This is a genomic window from Streptomyces sp. NBC_00096, from assembly GCF_045041305.1.
GTDB lineage: Bacteria > Actinomycetota > Actinomycetes > Streptomycetales > Streptomycetaceae > Streptomyces.
This window is the reverse complement of sequence record NZ_CP108221.1, coordinates 280,306-295,363: the sequence shown is the minus strand read 5'-3', so window position 1 is coordinate 295,363 and position 15,058 is coordinate 280,306. Positions and strand designations below refer to the sequence as shown.

Here is a 15,058-nt window from a genome sequence, read left to right as displayed (position 1 = left end):
CCATGCCAGACCAGTCACGCAACATCCACAAGGGCCGGGATCACCGGCTGCGACCGGGTCGTCGTACCTCCGTCGCGGCGGTCGGTGTGATCGCGGCGATCATGCTGACCGCCTGTGCCGGAAGTGAACCCCCGGAGCGCACGTTCGACGTCGCTCCGTACGTGCGCAAGGGGCATGTGGTCGACTGCGACGCGTTCAAGGCCCAGGCCGACGCGCAAGCGGTGCTGCGGGCGGACGCACTCGACCCGAACGGACTCGACCGGGACGGCGACGGCATCGCGTGCCCGAACCTCCCCGGGCCGGCGGACAAGAAGCCGGCCCACCGCGACTTCATGACCGACGTGGACGGCGCGCCGATCGTCGAGCCGATCAAGCCGACGCCGACGGGTTCATAGGTATCACCAGGTCGTGGTCCCTTTCCGGGCGTGGGAACTGGTGGGGCAACCACTGCGCTTTCCGGGGCCCGGCGTGTTGACTGCTGCTGGCTCTCCGTTGTTCCAGCGCGCCGCGTTGGGTTCCGTCCCGTCGGCGCATGCGGGTGAGGGCTGCGGGAGCACGGGGCCGTGCGCCTTCGCCCGAAGAGAGCGGCAGGAAGAGGAGCGGCACGATGGCGGTACCCGACCGGATGGACGAGCGTCTGCGGGCCTTGAGGCTGGTGGAGGGGCAGCGGATGGCTCAGGCCGTGCTGGCCGAGGTGGTCGAGGGCGGTCTGATCGTGCCCGGTAGCACGGAGTGCGAGGTGGACGACCGGATCTGGGACGTGGCGGGGGAGGTCTTCGGCACCGCCGTGGGTTGGCCTGACCGTCTTGTCCGCTCGGGGCCGCACACCGTGCTTCCGTACGGTCAGGGACCACCGGACCGCGTGATCGGGGTGGACGACATCGTCGTGGTCGATCTCGGCCCGCTCTTCGCCGGGCACGAGACGGATTTCGCCCGCACGGTCGTCCTCGGCGACGACCCGGGCAGGCGCCGGCTCGTCGAGGACCTGGCCAAGGTGGGCGCGGCGGCCCGCGAAACGTTTCTCGGACAGGACGACATCACCGGCAGGCAGCTGCACGCCGAGGTGCGGGCCCTGGCCGGCAAGGCGGGATGGAGCCTGGGCACGTGGCAGGTGGGCCGGCTGTGCGGGCAGGCCCCGGCTGTGGGCGGATCCGACCCGGAGCCCTGTTCCTTCATCGGTCCGGACAACGACGAGCCGCTCCGTCGCACCGCCGAAGGCGGGTGGAGGGCGCACTGGATCCTGGAGATACGCCTGGTCGACGACTACAGCGGTTTCGGCGGCTCGTTCACACAACTCCTCGACCTGGTGTGACCCCGGGCCGCATTGCCCGATGACCGCTCGGCCCGGCGGCTCCACCACGTCTGAGGGCCCCGCACCTGTCGGTGCGGGGCCCTCAGACGTGGTGCGGGGGAAATCAGGCGGCGGATCTTCAGAGTCCCGCTCGTGCTGCGACCCGCACTCCCATCAGGGGATGGCTTGCCACTGCTGGAAACCGTTGCCCAGGCAGTTGTAGACCCGGAGGGGCGCACTCAACGCGGCGTTCCGGAGCGGGTCCAGGCATTTGCCTGTCCCGGCGTTGAAGTATGCGTGACTCTGCGGCATGTACATCCACTGCTGGGTGGCGCTGTTGTTGCAGGTGGCGGATTTCACCGAGTCACCGGTGGCAGCCATGAGGCACAGGCCGGCCTTGTCGGCAATGGTCAACCGATAGTTGACATCCTGGGTGAGGATCTGATTCGGGTTGCTGGTGCAGTGCCAGAGTCCGGCGTTGGCTCCACCGCCCAGCAGATCCAGGCAGTAGCCGCTGTGGAGGTTCAGCAGCTTCCGCCGTTTCGGCAGCGCACCTTGATTCACGGTGAGCGTGCACACTTGATCCGTCGTGCAGACGGACTTGGCGATCGAGGCGCAGTCCCCGTACGTATAGGCCGAGCTGCTGCTCGTCCTGACCGTGCCGCCGTTCGCCGTAGGCTGGCCGTAGACCGCGGTCGCCGGGGGCACTTGTGTACAACTGGTCGGCTGATCGCTTCCCTGGGCGAAGTTCTCCACCCACTCCGACAGACCCTGAAGCCCGCCGCGATCTTCCGGGAGCACGATGGTCGCCACGGTGGTGGAGATGCCGGTACGGGTGTCCCTGACGGACGCCTGCCAGCCGTTGGTACCGGACCTGGCAATCTTGATCCGGTATGTGACGCCTTCTCGCCAGGCATAGCTGGCCTGACACTGCACACCGCTGCCTTCGTGGCCGAAGAAGGCACAGTTGGTCTTGCTGCCGGCGTCGCTCCAGCCCGAGGCTCCCCAAATGGAGAAATTGATGGCATGGTCGTCGCCGTTCAAGCTTTGCAGTCCGACGTAGCCACCCTCGCCACCACCGGAATAGTCCCACTGGTGTGCCCAGTACGTACGGCCGTTGTAGCCGGGGCTCTTGGTAATCGTGATGGAGGTCTCGAAGTCGTCGTAGCCGCCTTCCTTGCTCGGCCACGATCGGGAAATCGAGGCCATGCCGCCGGCGACGACTCGCTGCTCTCGCCCCGCAGACGCCCCGTGCTCATCCATCGTGTGCGCCCCGGCCGCCGCTTTCGCTTCCGCCGTAATCTGCGTAGCCGCAGCATTCGAAGGTGAGACTGCCAGCCCGCCAAGGCTCACGGCCCCGGCGAAAGCCGCGCACACCCCCGCGCGCATGATCGCCCCCAACACCCGTGCACTTTCCACAGCAGCAGTACCCACTTTCGACTAGTGGAAAATTCGCCCGGAATTACGAGCCGGGATCATTCTTTAGTTCATTACCCCGGTGATCGTCAACAACATCGAGCCGAACGAGTGAGGCGAGGGCGGTGCGGGCGACGGGGTCCGCCTCTGCTGTGATCAGTTCATATAGGCAGGCGGGCCAGGGATGTTTTCGGCAGTTCCAGTGGGCCCAATGGCGTGTCCCATACGGCCTGGGTTGATGGACTCGTTAGCCTTCGCGGTAATGCACTGGGCTGGAAGGACATAGAGCATGCCCAAAAAAATTCTACCTGGTCAACCGCCGCGGATGGTTGCGAGGAAATCGGCTCTTCTCCTTTCGTCCGCTGCACTCGCGGTTTGCGGAGTGACGCCAGTTCTTACCGGCGGCCCCGCGGCGGCGGAGGAGGGGATTGTCCCGACGAGTCCCGCTGCCGCCGCATCGGCTGGTGGATTCGCCGCCGCGGGCACCGTGCCCGAGCCGCTCACCTGGGCCCCCGGCCTGCCGCCCGCGCAGCTCCCGCCCGCGATGAACGGCGCCGACCTCGCCAGGACCCCGCCCATGGGCTGGAACAACTGGGCGCACTACGGCTGTAAGACCGACAATCCCTACGCGGGTCACGAAGGCGTATCCGAGCAGCTCTTCCGTACCGTGGCGGACAACCTGGTCTCCGGCGGTCTGGCCGCCAAGGGCTACAAGTCCGTCAACATCGACGACTGCTGGATGACCAACAAGCGTGACAGCAAGGGTGATCTGAGCACCAACACGGACCTGTTCCCCAGCGGCATGAAGGCCCTGGGCGACTACATCCACGCAAAGGGCCTCAAGTACGGCATCTACAACGATGCCGGCTTCGCCACCTGCGCCGGCCAGTCCGGCAGCGAGGGCCACTTCGCCGCCGACGCCAAGCTCTTCGCCCGCTACGGCGTGGACTACGTCAAGATGGACGGCTGCAACGTCACCGTCCCCGCGGGAAAGACCCGTCTGCAGGCCTACGTCGATGCCTATACGGCGATGAGCAAGGCCCTCGCCGACACCGGACGGCCGATGGTCCACTCCCAGTCCGAGCCGGGCTACGTGTACATCGGGGTCGAGAACAAGAGCGACTGGTACAGCGCCCTGCTGCACTCCCAGCAGACCGGCCAGCTCTGGCGCGAGGGCGACGACGGCTACGTGTGGACGCCCAGGACCCGCGAGGGCGACGGCTGGGGCTTCGTGCAGACCAACTACAACTACAACTGGCCGCTGGCCCGATACTCCCAGGCCAACTCCTGGAACGACCCCGACTTCCTGCTCGCGGGCGACAACAGCCTCACTCTCGACCAGCAGAAGACCCAGTTCGCCCTCTGGTCGATGATGGCCTCCCCGCTGATCATCTCAAACGACGCGAACAAGCTCACGGACAGCACCACCGTCTCGATCCTGGGCAACACCGACATCATCGCCATCGACCAGGACCGGCTCGGCGCCGCGGCCTCCGTCGTCAAGCGCACCCCCACCGCCGACGTGCTCTCCCGCCCGCTCGCCAACGGCGACCGTGCCGTCGCCCTCTTCAACAACTCCGGCAGCCAGCAGACCCTCTCCACCACCCTCGCGCAGCTCGGCTACACCACCCAGTCCCGCTGCTCCTTCACGGTCAAGGACCTGTGGGCCGGCACCAGCGCCACCTACAACGCCAAGACCGCCATCAGCGCCACGCTGCCGGCCAACGCCACCGCGATCTACCGCGTCAGCGCCTCCTACGGCTGCGGTACCACCACGGCCACCATCCCCATCACCGGACCGATCAACACCAAGGCCGGCTGCGTGACGGTGGCCGACAGCAAGCCGGGTACCGCCGCCACCGTCGGCGCCTGCACCGGCGCAGCCGGCCAGCGCCTGACGCTGCCCGGCGACGGCACCATCCGCAACGGCTCCTCCTGCCTCGCCTCCACCGGCCGCGAGGGAGCCGCCGTGAAGCTGGCCGCCTGTGACGCTTCCGCCGGCCAGAAGTGGACGTAAAGCAAGACCGGAAATCTGACCAACGCCGGCAACGGCCTTTGCCTGGACGTCTACGGCGGTCTGAGCGGCACCTGGTTCGACACTTGGACCTGCGCCTCCGGCCAGGTGAACCAGGTCGCCCAGCTGCCCGTTTCCCAGGCCACCGGCGAGATCCACGTCCTGACGACCCCCGCGGACCTGAGGACCCAGGCGGTCGTGAACTGCCTGACCGCCAACGGCCCCATCGCCGCCGGCACCAAGGTCGTCAGCAGCGCCTGCCAGGGCAGCAGTGCCCAGGTCTGGACGGCACCCGGAGACGGCAGCCTGCACATGGGCAACTACTGCCTCGACGACTTCTACGGCAACGGCGCGGGCACCCAGCAACAGTTGTGGCCCTGCACCAAGAACCCCAACCAGAAGTGGACCTACAACACCCTCGGCTACCTCGCCATCGGCGTGAACGGCCTCTGCCTCGGTGCGGAGGGCAACAACCCCGCGAACGGCACCAAGGTCGGACTCGAGGACTGCGGCTACAAGAAGGCCACCCCCACCAACCCGTCCGGCCAGATCTGGACCCTGCCGACCTGACCCCGCAGGACACGTACGGCTTGAGACGCCGGCCGTGCGACGGACCGAAGCCCCAGGGCTGCAGAGCGAGCCGCTTCAGGCTCGACTCTTCGACCCTGGGGCTCCTTGCGGTGCCGGTGCCGGTGCCGGCACCGGTCGGCGTACCCAGGCGTGACCCCCGTTGCGGAAGATCGTTTGGCCGGTATGAAGACACAGCTGAAGGGCTCCAGCCGCCGGCGTCTGCTCGGCGTCGCGGTGGCGGTCGCGGCCGTGGCCGGCGCCGGGGCGTTCACCACCCCGCCCGCGCGCGGCGTCGCCTCGAGCACGGTGACGTTCGACCAGCCCGGTGCGCACAATTGGACGGTGCCCGCGGGCGTCACGCAGATCACGGTCAGTGTGTGGGGTGCCGGGACCGGCGGGTCGGGCGGTACCGGAGGTGCGGGCGGCGGTGGTGGCGGCGGTGCTGGTGGGCAGAGTGCGACCGGGATCGGTTCGGGCGGTGCGGGCGGCGGTGGCGGCGGGGGTACCGGTGGCGGTGGTGGGGCCGGCGGCAAGTTCATCCAGTGCACGCTGAACGTCACTCCGGGCCTGAGCTTCAAGGTGACGGTCGGCAAGGGCGGCTCCGGCAGTTCCGGCACCGCAGGCACGCCCGCGGGCAAGGGCGGCGAGTACGGGTCCTTCGGTGGCAGCGGAGGCACCAGCGCGCCCAACGCCGCCGAGTCCACCACCGGGAGCGGCCATGTCGGCGGGGGCAGCAAGTTCTCCGCCCGCGGTGTCGCGGCCAAGGCGGACGGGGGCGGCGTCATGGTCTACAAGGGAGCAGTGGGCTCCCCCCACGGCGGCCAGTGGGGCGGCGGCGGAAAGCTCCTCGGAATCGGCGGGGGCAACGGAGGCGGTGGCGCAGCCGCGGGCAAGGGCGGACACGGGGGCTCCACCACGCGTACCGCGCCCAGCTGCCAGGGCAAGGGGCACAAGGCCGAGAGCACCGGCCACGGATCCGGCGGCAGCGACGGCAGCGTCGGGTCCGCGGGCCGTACCGGGAGCAACGACTACGCGATCGGCGAGTCCGGCGGCAAGGGAGGCGCCGGCGGCCAGGGCGGGGCCAGTCCCTCCGGCAGTGCCGGATACGGCAAGGGCGGCAACGGAGGCACCGGCGGAAAGGGCGGCGACGGCGGCCGCGGCGGCCAGTCCGCAGGAGCGGACGGCGCCGACGGCGGCAACGGCGCACGCGGTGGCACGGGCGAGAAGGGGAACGACGGAGCAGTGGTCATCCAGTACGGATGACCGTCCGGCAGCAGCCGCCGCGCGTCCAGCGTGCCTTCGCCCGTTGAACGCGCGGAACCCGCGGAACCCGCGGAACCCGCCGAACCCGCGGAAACCCGTCGCACCAACGGCCTCATGCGTACCGGCGGTTCACCAAACGCCCGGACCGGGGCCCTCGACCGGGGTCGAGGGCCCGCCGTCCACGCCCGCCGGGACGTCGCCGGCCAGCATGACGCGGTGCATGATCCGGGGGGCTTCGAGGTGGGCGGTGTCGGAGGGCGCCAGGTGGATGGTGGCGCGGTTGTCCCAGAAGGCCACGCTGCCGGGCTCCCAGCGCAGCCGTACGGTGTACTCGGGCCGGGTCGCCTCTTCCAGCAGCAGCCGGAGGACCGCGCTGCTCTCGGTGCGGGACAGGCCCAGGATCTGCTCGATGTAGTAGCCGTTGACGGACAGCAGCCGCTCGCCCGTCTCCGGGTGCACCCGCACCAGGGGGTGGTGCGAGGCGGTCTGGTGGTCCAGCAGATGCCGGAGGTACGCGTCGTCGCCCGCCCGGGCCTGGTAGCCGACGCCCAGCCGGTGTTCGGCGCGCAGCCGGTCGGCGAACTGCCGCATCGGCAGGGACAGTCCCGCGTAGGCGGCGGCCAGGTTCGACCAGGTGGTGTCGCCGCCGTAGGGCGGTACGGTCTCGGCGCGCAGGATGGTGGCGGCCGGCGGGTCGATCCGGGCGCCGTGGTCGCAGTGCCAGCCGCGCAGCAGCGTGTGACGCCGCCGGTGCAGCCACTCGGCGTGGTCCATGCCGTACCGGCCGCCGAGTTCCAGCCGGTCGGCCGTGGTCTCCACCTCGGGGAAGCCGGCGGGTGACGCGCTGCCGCGCGAGCCGAGGCGGACCGGGTCGCCGAAGCGCCGGGCGAAGGCCACGTGGGCGGCGTGGTCGAGGACCTGGCCGTGGAAGAACACCACCTTCCAGCGCAGCACCGCGGCGCGGATCTCCGCGACCACCGCGTCGCTCAGGTCCCCGGCCAGGTCGACGCCCGTGATCTCGGCCCCGATGTGCCCCGCCGACGGCCTGACGTCGACCTTGGCCGATCCGTTCCCCGCCATGAGCTCTCCGTTGGTCGTAGGTGCCGGCCGTACGCCAGCCAGGATGACGGCTGCCCCCGCGGTACGAAAGGACGCGGGCAATCGGGGCGGTGCCGACCGCGATCCGTGTGACGGGTGGGGAGGGGCGGCTGCCTCGGGGGAGCGCAGCCGGAAGTCACCGCAGCACGCGCGGCAGGCGCAGGCTCAGCAGGGCGGTCAGGACGATCAGGCCCAGCTGGACGAGCAGGGTGACCACGAGCGCGTCCCGTACGCCCGTGGAGGGGCTCAGCGCGAGGAAGAGGCTGCCGAGCGTGGCGACGCCCAGGGCGAGCGCGGACTGCTGCGTGGTGACCATGACCCCGCCGCCCACGCCGGCCCGGTCGGCGGGGACGTCCGAGAGCATCATCCGCATCAGCACCGGGAGTTGCAGTCCCTGCCCGAGTCCGGCGACGGCGACGCCCGGCGCGATCTCGGCGAGGCCGAGGCCCGACCAGTCGCTCCTGACCGTCACCAGCAGCGTCGCGATGCCCACGGCCTGGAGCACGCCGCCCGCCGTGACCACCCGGCTGCCGAAGCGGCCGACCAGCCGGGGCCCGGCGAGAGAGGCCGCGAAGAAGGCGAGCGCCATCGGCACCAGCGCCAGCCCGGCCTGGACCGGACCCATGTGCAGCCCCTGCTGGAGCACCACCGCGATCACGAACATGAACCCGCTGAAGCCGATCGAGAACGGCACGATCATCACGAGGCCGCGGCGCAGCGAGTCCAGCCGCAGCAGGCTCGGCGGCACCAGCGGGGTGCGCCCCAGCCGGTCCGCGCGGCGTTCGGTGAGGTAGAAGGCCACGGCCGCGAAGGGGAAGACGGTGAGCGAGACCCAGGTCCACAGCGGCCAGCCCGCCGACCGGCCCTCGGTCAGCGGCAGCAGCAGGGAGGTCAGCGTGACGGCGAGCAGCAGGGTCCCGGGTACGTCGAGCGAGGCCGGACGGTCCGAGCGGGTGGCCGGGACGGCCCGTACCGCGAGCACCAGACCGAGGATCACCACGGGGACGTTCACCAGGAACACCGCGCGCCAGCCCGACCCGGCCACGTCCGCGGCGACGAGGACGCCTCCCAGGATCTGCCCGGCGACCATGGACAGCCCGGCGGTGGCCCCGTAAAGGCTCATCGCGCGGGCCCGGCGCGGTCCCTGTGTGGTGGCCTGGATGGTGGCGAGCACCTGCGGCAGCATCAGCGCGGCAGCGGCACCCTGCGCGACGCGGGCCCCGACCAGGGTCCAGGCGGTGGGGGCCAGCCCGCAGGCGAGCGAGGTCAGGCCGAAGGCGGCCATGCCGATCAGGAAGAGCCGGCGCCGTCCGGCCGTGTCGCCGAGCCGGCCGCCGAGGACCAGGAGCACCGCGTAGGTGACCCCGTAACCGGCGACGACCAGCTCCAGCAGGGCGGGTCCGGCGGCCAGGTCGGCGTCGATGGCGGGCAGCGCGACGTTGACGATGAAGAAGTCGATCAGGGGCAGGGCGGCGCCCAGCAGGACGGTGAACAGGCCGAGCGGCCCCAGCACGGCGGTCACCGGCTGCGGGCCGGCGGCAGGGACCCTCGGGACGGCTGGGGACGTGCGGTTTCGGCGGACCGTGGTTTCGCTCATGCAGCGTACGATCCTCCGGCGCTCAGCCTGGTACCAGAGTCTCCTCATCCTGGTACCAGGACTACCTGGCAAGGGGATGAGGAGTGCGGCATCCTGGCGTCATGACCACTGTGGCACCGGAGAGCGACGTACGCCGGCACGAGCTGGCGGACTTCCTGCGCAGCCGACGCGAGCGGATCACCCCCGAACAGGTCGGGCTGCCGCGCGGTCCGCGCAGGCGCACCCCGGGGCTGCGCCGCGAGGAGGTCGCGCAGCTCTCGGCGGTCGGGGTGACCTGGTACACCTGGCTGGAGCAGGCGCGGGAGATCCAGGTGTCCCAGCAGGTCCTGGACGCCCTGGCGCGGGCCCTGCTGCTGGACGCCAGCGAGCGTACGCACCTGTTCGCCCTGGCCGCCATGCCCGACCCGGCACCGCACACGGACTGTCCGGCCATCACCCCGGCGCTGCGGGCGCTGCTGGACCAGATGGGACCCGTACCGGCCTGCATCCAGAACAGCCGGTACGACATCCTCGCGTACAACGAGACATACGGTCGGCTGCTGTGCGATCTGGACGCGCTGCCCCGGGAGGACCGCAACTGCGTGTGGCTGGCGTTCACGAACGCCGAGTGGCGCTCGGCCGTGGTCGACATGGCGGAGATGAACCGGACGCTGGCGGCGAAGTTCCGGGCGTCGATGGCGGAGCACCTGGCCGAGCCTGCGTGGAAGGCGCTCCTCGCGCGGCTGGAAGCCGGGTCACCGGAGTTCCGGGAGCTGTGGGCGCGGCACGAGGTGGTCGGCCCGGCCGGCAAGACGAAGTTCATCCGCAACGCGCAGGTGGGGCTGCTGCACGTGGAGCAGACCAACCTGTGGCTGGGCCCCGCGGCGGGCCCGCGGCTGGTGGCGTACCTGCCGATGGACCAGGAGACCCGCGAACGCCTGGAGCTCCTGCGGCGCCTGTCGCCGGGCGCGGCCTGACCCCGCCGGGCGCGGCCTGACCCCGCCGGGCGCTGCCGGGACCGCCCCTGCCGGGCCCGCCCCCTCGTCGGGCCCGGCCTGACCCCGCGGGGCCGCCGCCCTGCGGCCCCGCCCCGCGCTACCTCACGGTGACGGTGACGGTGGGCGAGAAGACGTCACCGGCCGCGAGGCGCAGCTCTTCCCTGCCCTTGTTCCTGAAGGCGTTGTCGAACTGGTAGCTGGAGCCCTGCTTGATCAGGGTGCTCGCGTGCAGGGTGGTCCACTTGCTGCCGTACTTGTGCTGCAGGACGACCTTGGTGCCGATCGGCAGGCCCTTGCTGCGGCCGGTGAAGGTGACCTTCTCGCCGGCCTTCACCTCGGTCGGGGTGGCCTTGAAGGTGATCTCCCCGATCGCCGTCGAGACGGGCGGACCCGGTGGTGTGGTGGCCTCGGTGGCGGCGGACGCGGTGGTCGCGAAACCCCCGGCGGTCAGCAGTGCCACGGACAGGACGCCGGCGGCGAACGCCCGGGCGGTACGGCGCGGTGTGACCCTCACGTTGGACTCCCGTCTGGAACGGATTCCCCCACGCGGCTCGAACCGCTCCGATGCTAGCGGCGCCGCCCCGACCCCAGCGACTCGATCAAGGGAAGCCCTGCTCCTCGGCGGTGTACGGAGGGCTACGACGGCCCCCCGATCCCCGCTCCGCCACTCCCGCCGGTGCCGCCGCAAGCCCCGGGCCGCAGGGTTCGGCGGACGGCGTCGCGGAGCCAGCGGTGGGCTCTGTCGGCTGCGTGGCGGGGGTGCCAGGCCATGCCGATGGTCACGGGCGGCACGGGCAGGGGAATGTCCAGGAGGTGCAGGCCGAGCGCCACGGCGTCGTCGGTGAGGGGGGAGGGGGCGGCTCCGGGCAGTGCGGCGGGGACGAGGCAGACGACGTCGCTGCGAGCGGCGAGGGCCATGGCGGCCAGGTGGCCGGGGAGGACGATGCTGACCCGTCGGCGCAGGTTCTGCTCGGCCAGGGCGGAGTCGAGGGGGCCTGTGAACCGGCCCCGGCGGCTGACCGCGACGTGCTGGGCGGCGGCGAGCCGGGCCGGGGTCAGGGGTCCTGCCGTGAGGGGGTGGCCCGGCCGGACGGCCGCCACCATGCGGAGGCTGACCAGTTCCTCGACCTGGGTTTCGGGGTCCACGTGGTCGATGGCCCCGACCTCCAGGTCGATCCGGCCGTCGCGCAGGGCGGGACCGGCCTCCCACTCCTCGGCCCGGAGCCGGAACGAGACCCCCGGCGCCTCCCGCCCGGCCAGGCGCAGCAGTCCGGGAGCCAGCGCCGCGCCGACCAGGTCGGCGGTCTGGAGGGTGAAGGTGCCGCGCAGGGCGGCGGGGTCGACGCCCGTGCCGGGGCTGAGCAGGGCCCCGAGGCGCTGCACCACGGCCGCGGCTTCCTCGCGCAGGGCCAGGGCCCGAGGGGTGGGGACCATGGTCTGCCCGGCCCGGACCAGCAGCGGATCCTGCAGGGTGCGGCGCAGGCGGGCGAGCGTGCGGCTCATGGCGGCGGGCGAGGTGTGCAGGCGGGCGGCGGCCCGGGTGACGCTCTGCTCGGCCAGCAGGGCGTCCAACGCGATGGCGAGATTGGCGTCGAGGGCCGAATCCGGGCTGTTCACCAGCATCATTCCATTTCAGTCAATGATTCCGTGCCGGAGTTCCCATTGTGGCAGCACTGGGATCCTCGGCAGGGTGAGGGGCGTACCGACCAGCACGACCTGAGGGGTTTTCATGATCGTCATTACCGCTCCCACCGGGAACATCGGCCGTCCCCTGCTCTCCCGGCTCCTGGATTCCGGCCCCGCCGCGGGCGAGGAACTGCGCGTGATCGTGCGCGATCCCGCCCGGCTTCCGGACGCGGTGCGCGGACACGTCGAGGTGATCACCGGCTCGCACGGCGACGCCGAGGTCGTCGACCGGGCCTTCGAGGGTGCGGACGCCGTCTTCTGGCTCGTCCCCCCGGACGCCGCCCTGACCCCGCAGGACGCCTACAGCGGCTTCAGCGGACCCGCCGTGAAGGCGCTCGCCGCCCACGGCGTCGGCCATGTCGTCGGAGTCTCCGCGCTCGGCCGCGGTACCCCGCTCGCCGACCACGCGGGCCTCGTCACCGCCTCCCTCGCCATGGACGACCTGATCGCCGGCAGCGGCGTCGCCTACCGGGCCCTGGCCAACCCGTCCTTCTTCGAGAACCTCCTGGAGGAGTCCGACTCGATCCGCGACGAGGGCGTCTTCACCGACGCCGCCGAAGCCGACCGCAAGGCCCCCTTCGTCGCCACCGCCGACATCGCCACCGCCGACATCGCGGCCGTCGCCGCCGGCCTGCTGCTGGACCGCTCGTGGACCGGCACCGGCAGCGTCCCGGTCCTCGGGCCGCAGGACCTGTCCCCCAACGACCTGGCCCGCATGATGACCGAACAGCTGGGCCGCCCCGTCCGCTACGAACGCCAGTCGCTCGACGAGCTGCGCACCGCCCTCCTCGGCCACGGCCTCAACGAGGCATTCGTCCAGGGCGTCGTGGACATGAAGCGGGCCAAGGATCAGGGCCTGGACACCGGCGTCACCCGTACCCCGGACACCGCCGCCCGCACCGGCTTCGAGCAGTGGTGCGCCCAGACCCTCAGGCCCGGGCCGGTCGTGCGCAGTGGCAGGTAGGTCGTCAGCGGATGCGCCCTGCCGCTCCGGTCGCTTTCCGTCCTATGATCGCCACTCCGCGTACGAGGGGGCTGGTATGGGGGCAGGCGGGGCGGTGTCGCGGCAGGCGCAGGACGCGCGGCGGCAGGAGCGGTTACTCCGGGAACAGTGGCGGGCCGCCCGGGAGCAGGCCGTGCGGTGGGAAGCAGCCGGCGAGGGCGAGCAGCGGGTGCTCGCCCAGCTGCTGGTACTGGCCGCGCGCGGGTGGCGGTTGCTCGTCGACCGGCGATGGGCCGGGACGCGGACCGCCGGTGCGGGCGCGCTCCCGGCGGACGTGCTCCTGGTCGGGCCCGGCGGTGTCTTCGTCATCGAGGTCAAGGCCGGCGGCGAGCCGGGGGACGAGGCCGCGGCCGGGCTGCTCGCCGCCACGAAGGCGGCCGAGAGCGCAGTGGCGTCACTCGGCATGTCACCGGTGGCGGTCCAGCCGCTCATGGTGTTCGCCGGTCGGAGCCTGGACGGGAGCCTCGGCCGGACACGGCTGCTCGGCGAGCACGAGATCGGCCCCGTACTGCTGTCGCAGCGGCACCGGCTGCGGGTGGAGTCGGTCCGGGCGATCGCCGATCATCTCGGGCGGGTCTTCCCGGACCACACGGACCCGGCGGCCGACGACAGGCAGGCGCCGTCAGCGCCCGACCCCCGCGGGGAAAGCCCCTCGGACGGACTGTTCGACCTCGAGGGGCTGCGTGACGCGGCCCTGCAGGGGGCGATGCGGGCTCCGATCGAGCAGTGGATGACCTTCCTCCACCCCGATCAGGTGGCACTGGTGCGCCGCAACTGGTCGGGCCCCGCACGCATCAGCGGACCGGCGGGTACCGGAAAGACGGTCGTCGCCCTGCACCGTGCGGTCCACCTGGCCAGGCGGACGACCGGCCGCATCCTGTACGTCACCTTCGCCAACAACCTGCCCCGTGTGCAGAGCACCTTCCTCAGGACCATGGCCCCGGCCGTCGCCGACCGGGTGGACTTCCGCAGCCTCCACTCCTGGGCACAGGAGTTCCTGCAGGAGCGGGGCGTACCGGTACGGCTGCACGGGGACAAGGCCGAGACCGCCTTCAGCCTCGCCTGGAAGCACGTCGGCCGCGAGAGCCGGCTGGCCGGGCTCGACCCGGCCCCCGCCTACTGGCGCGAAGAGATCGACTACGTCATCAAGGGGCGGGGCCTCACCCGCTTCGAGGAGTACGCGACCGTCCCCAGGCGACGGCGGAAGGCGAGCCTCCACCTTACGCACCGCCAGTCGGTGTGGGAGCTCTACGAGGCGTACGAATCGCTGCGCGGCGAGCGCGGCGTCCACGACTTCAACGACGTCCTCTCCCTCGCCCTGGCCGAAGCGGAAAGCCGGCCCGGGCGGCCCCGGTACGCGGCCGTCATCGTGGACGAGGTCCAGGACCTCACGCTCGTCGGCGTACGTCTCCTGCACGCGCTCGTCGGTGACGTGCCCAACGGCCTGCTGCTCGTCGGCGACGGCCAGCAGACCGTCTATCCGGGCGGCTTCCGGCTCACCGACGCGGGCATCGACATCCGGGGCGACCGCGGACAGGTGCTGCGGACCAACTACCGCAACAGCAAGCAGATCCTGGACGCGGCCCTCACCGTCGTGGCCGACGATGCCTTCGAGGACCTCGACGGCACGCGCACCCCGGGCCGCCGCGAGGTCGACCTCACCTACCACGACGGGGACGTCGTACGCGTCACCCGGCCCACGGTCGACGCCCACGACGGGGAACTCCTGGACGCCCTGCGCTCCCTGCCCGACGGAGCGCTCGCCGACACCGCCCTCCTGTGCCCCTCCGTGCGCGCCATCGGCCACTACCAGCGGCTGCTCGCCCAGGCGGGCATCCCGGTCTGCCAGCTGGAGCACTACGACGGCCGTCCCGTCGACGCGGTGAAGCTGGGCACCTATCGCAGGGCCAAGGGCCTGGAGTTCAAGAACGTCTTCCTGCCCCGGCACGATGCGGTGCTCGCGAACGGGACGCAGGCCGAACGGGCGGGCGGCCCGGCGGGCGGAGCGGCGGCCGGTACGGAGACGCAGGCGACGGCCCGGGAGCGCGAGGAGCTGTGGCGCAGCCAGCTCTTCGTGGCGATGACCCGCGCTCGCGACCTGCTCTGGCTCGGCAGCGTCCCCACGTAGGAGCCGAGGGGGGAC

13 protein-coding genes are annotated in these 15,058 nt (G+C 71.5%); 8 read left to right on the top strand and 5 right to left on the bottom strand.

Annotated features, from left to right (window positions below; translation table 11 throughout):
* Positions 1 to 2: 2 nt before the first annotated feature.
* Together OG904_RS01360 and OG904_RS01355 are read left to right on the top strand one after the other, a co-directional pair.
* On the top strand, positions 3 to 395 hold the full coding sequence (locus tag OG904_RS01360; RefSeq protein ID WP_405486465.1) for an excalibur calcium-binding domain-containing protein: 393 nt from the start codon (positions 3 to 5) through the stop codon (positions 393 to 395).
* Between the two features lie 212 nt (positions 396 to 607).
* Positions 608 to 1,312: a M24 family metallopeptidase gene (locus tag OG904_RS01355; RefSeq protein WP_405486463.1), complete on the top strand. Its 705-nt coding sequence runs from the start codon at positions 608 to 610 to the stop codon at positions 1,310 to 1,312.
* Between the two features lie 153 nt (positions 1,313 to 1,465).
* On the opposite strand, the gene OG904_RS01350 is transcribed toward OG904_RS01355, so the two are convergent.
* A complete protein-coding gene (locus tag OG904_RS01350; RefSeq protein ID WP_405486461.1) occupies positions 1,466 to 2,695 on the bottom strand; it encodes a DUF3472 domain-containing protein in 1,230 nt (409 codons plus the stop codon).
* A 394-nt stretch (positions 2,696 to 3,089) separates the two neighbouring features.
* Here OG904_RS01350 and OG904_RS01345 point away from each other — a divergent pair, with 394 nt between their 5' ends.
* The 3 genes from OG904_RS01345 (at position 3,090) to OG904_RS01335 (ending at position 6,554) form a co-directional block, all read left to right on the top strand.
* Positions 3,090 to 4,724 carry a ricin-type beta-trefoil lectin domain protein gene (locus OG904_RS01345; protein ID WP_405486459.1) on the top strand — a complete coding sequence of 545 codons (1,635 nt, stop codon included), beginning with the start codon at positions 3,090 to 3,092 and terminating at the stop codon, positions 4,722 to 4,724.
* A gap of 105 nt (positions 4,725 to 4,829) precedes the next feature.
* Positions 4,830 to 5,291 carry a ricin-type beta-trefoil lectin domain protein gene (locus tag OG904_RS01340; RefSeq protein ID WP_405486457.1) on the top strand — a complete coding sequence of 154 codons (462 nt, stop codon included), beginning with the start codon at positions 4,830 to 4,832 and terminating at the stop codon, positions 5,289 to 5,291.
* Between the two features lie 183 nt (positions 5,292 to 5,474).
* Positions 5,475 to 6,554, top strand: coding sequence for a hypothetical protein (locus tag OG904_RS01335; protein ID WP_405486455.1), 1,080 nt, complete (start codon positions 5,475 to 5,477; stop codon positions 6,552 to 6,554).
* Between the two features lie 129 nt (positions 6,555 to 6,683).
* Here the strand turns inward: OG904_RS01335 and OG904_RS01330 are convergent, their stop codons facing one another.
* Both OG904_RS01330 and OG904_RS01325 read right to left on the bottom strand, forming a co-directional pair.
* Complete coding sequence (locus OG904_RS01330) at positions 6,684 to 7,634, bottom strand: TauD/TfdA dioxygenase family protein (protein ID WP_405486453.1); 951 nt, start codon at positions 7,632 to 7,634, stop codon at positions 6,684 to 6,686.
* Positions 7,635 to 7,788: 154 nt separating this feature from the next.
* A complete protein-coding gene (locus OG904_RS01325) occupies positions 7,789 to 9,249 on the bottom strand; it encodes an MFS transporter (RefSeq protein WP_405486451.1) in 1,461 nt (486 codons plus the stop codon).
* A gap of 101 nt (positions 9,250 to 9,350) precedes the next feature.
* On the opposite strand from OG904_RS01325, the gene OG904_RS01320 reads away from it, so the two are divergent.
* Positions 9,351 to 10,205 carry a helix-turn-helix transcriptional regulator gene (locus tag OG904_RS01320; protein WP_405486449.1) on the top strand — a complete coding sequence of 285 codons (855 nt, stop codon included), beginning with the start codon at positions 9,351 to 9,353 and terminating at the stop codon, positions 10,203 to 10,205.
* 118 nt (positions 10,206 to 10,323) lie between these two features.
* Here OG904_RS01320 and OG904_RS01315 read toward each other — a convergent pair whose 3' ends face one another.
* Entirely contained in the window at positions 10,324 to 10,740 is a 417-nt protein-coding gene (locus OG904_RS01315) for a hypothetical protein (protein WP_405486447.1), read from the bottom strand.
* Positions 10,741 to 10,862: 122 nt separating this feature from the next.
* Complete coding sequence (locus tag OG904_RS01310) at positions 10,863 to 11,852, bottom strand: LysR family transcriptional regulator (RefSeq protein ID WP_405486445.1); 990 nt, start codon at positions 11,850 to 11,852, stop codon at positions 10,863 to 10,865.
* A 103-nt stretch (positions 11,853 to 11,955) separates the two neighbouring features.
* On the opposite strand from OG904_RS01310, the gene OG904_RS01305 reads away from it, so the two are divergent.
* Entirely contained in the window at positions 11,956 to 12,876 is a 921-nt protein-coding gene (locus OG904_RS01305) for an NAD(P)H-binding protein (RefSeq protein ID WP_405486443.1), read from the top strand.
* A 172-nt stretch (positions 12,877 to 13,048) separates the two neighbouring features.
* On the top strand, positions 13,049 to 15,043 hold the full coding sequence (locus OG904_RS01300; protein ID WP_405486441.1) for a UvrD-helicase domain-containing protein: 1,995 nt from the start codon (positions 13,049 to 13,051) through the stop codon (positions 15,041 to 15,043).
* Positions 15,044 to 15,058 lie beyond the last annotated feature (15 nt).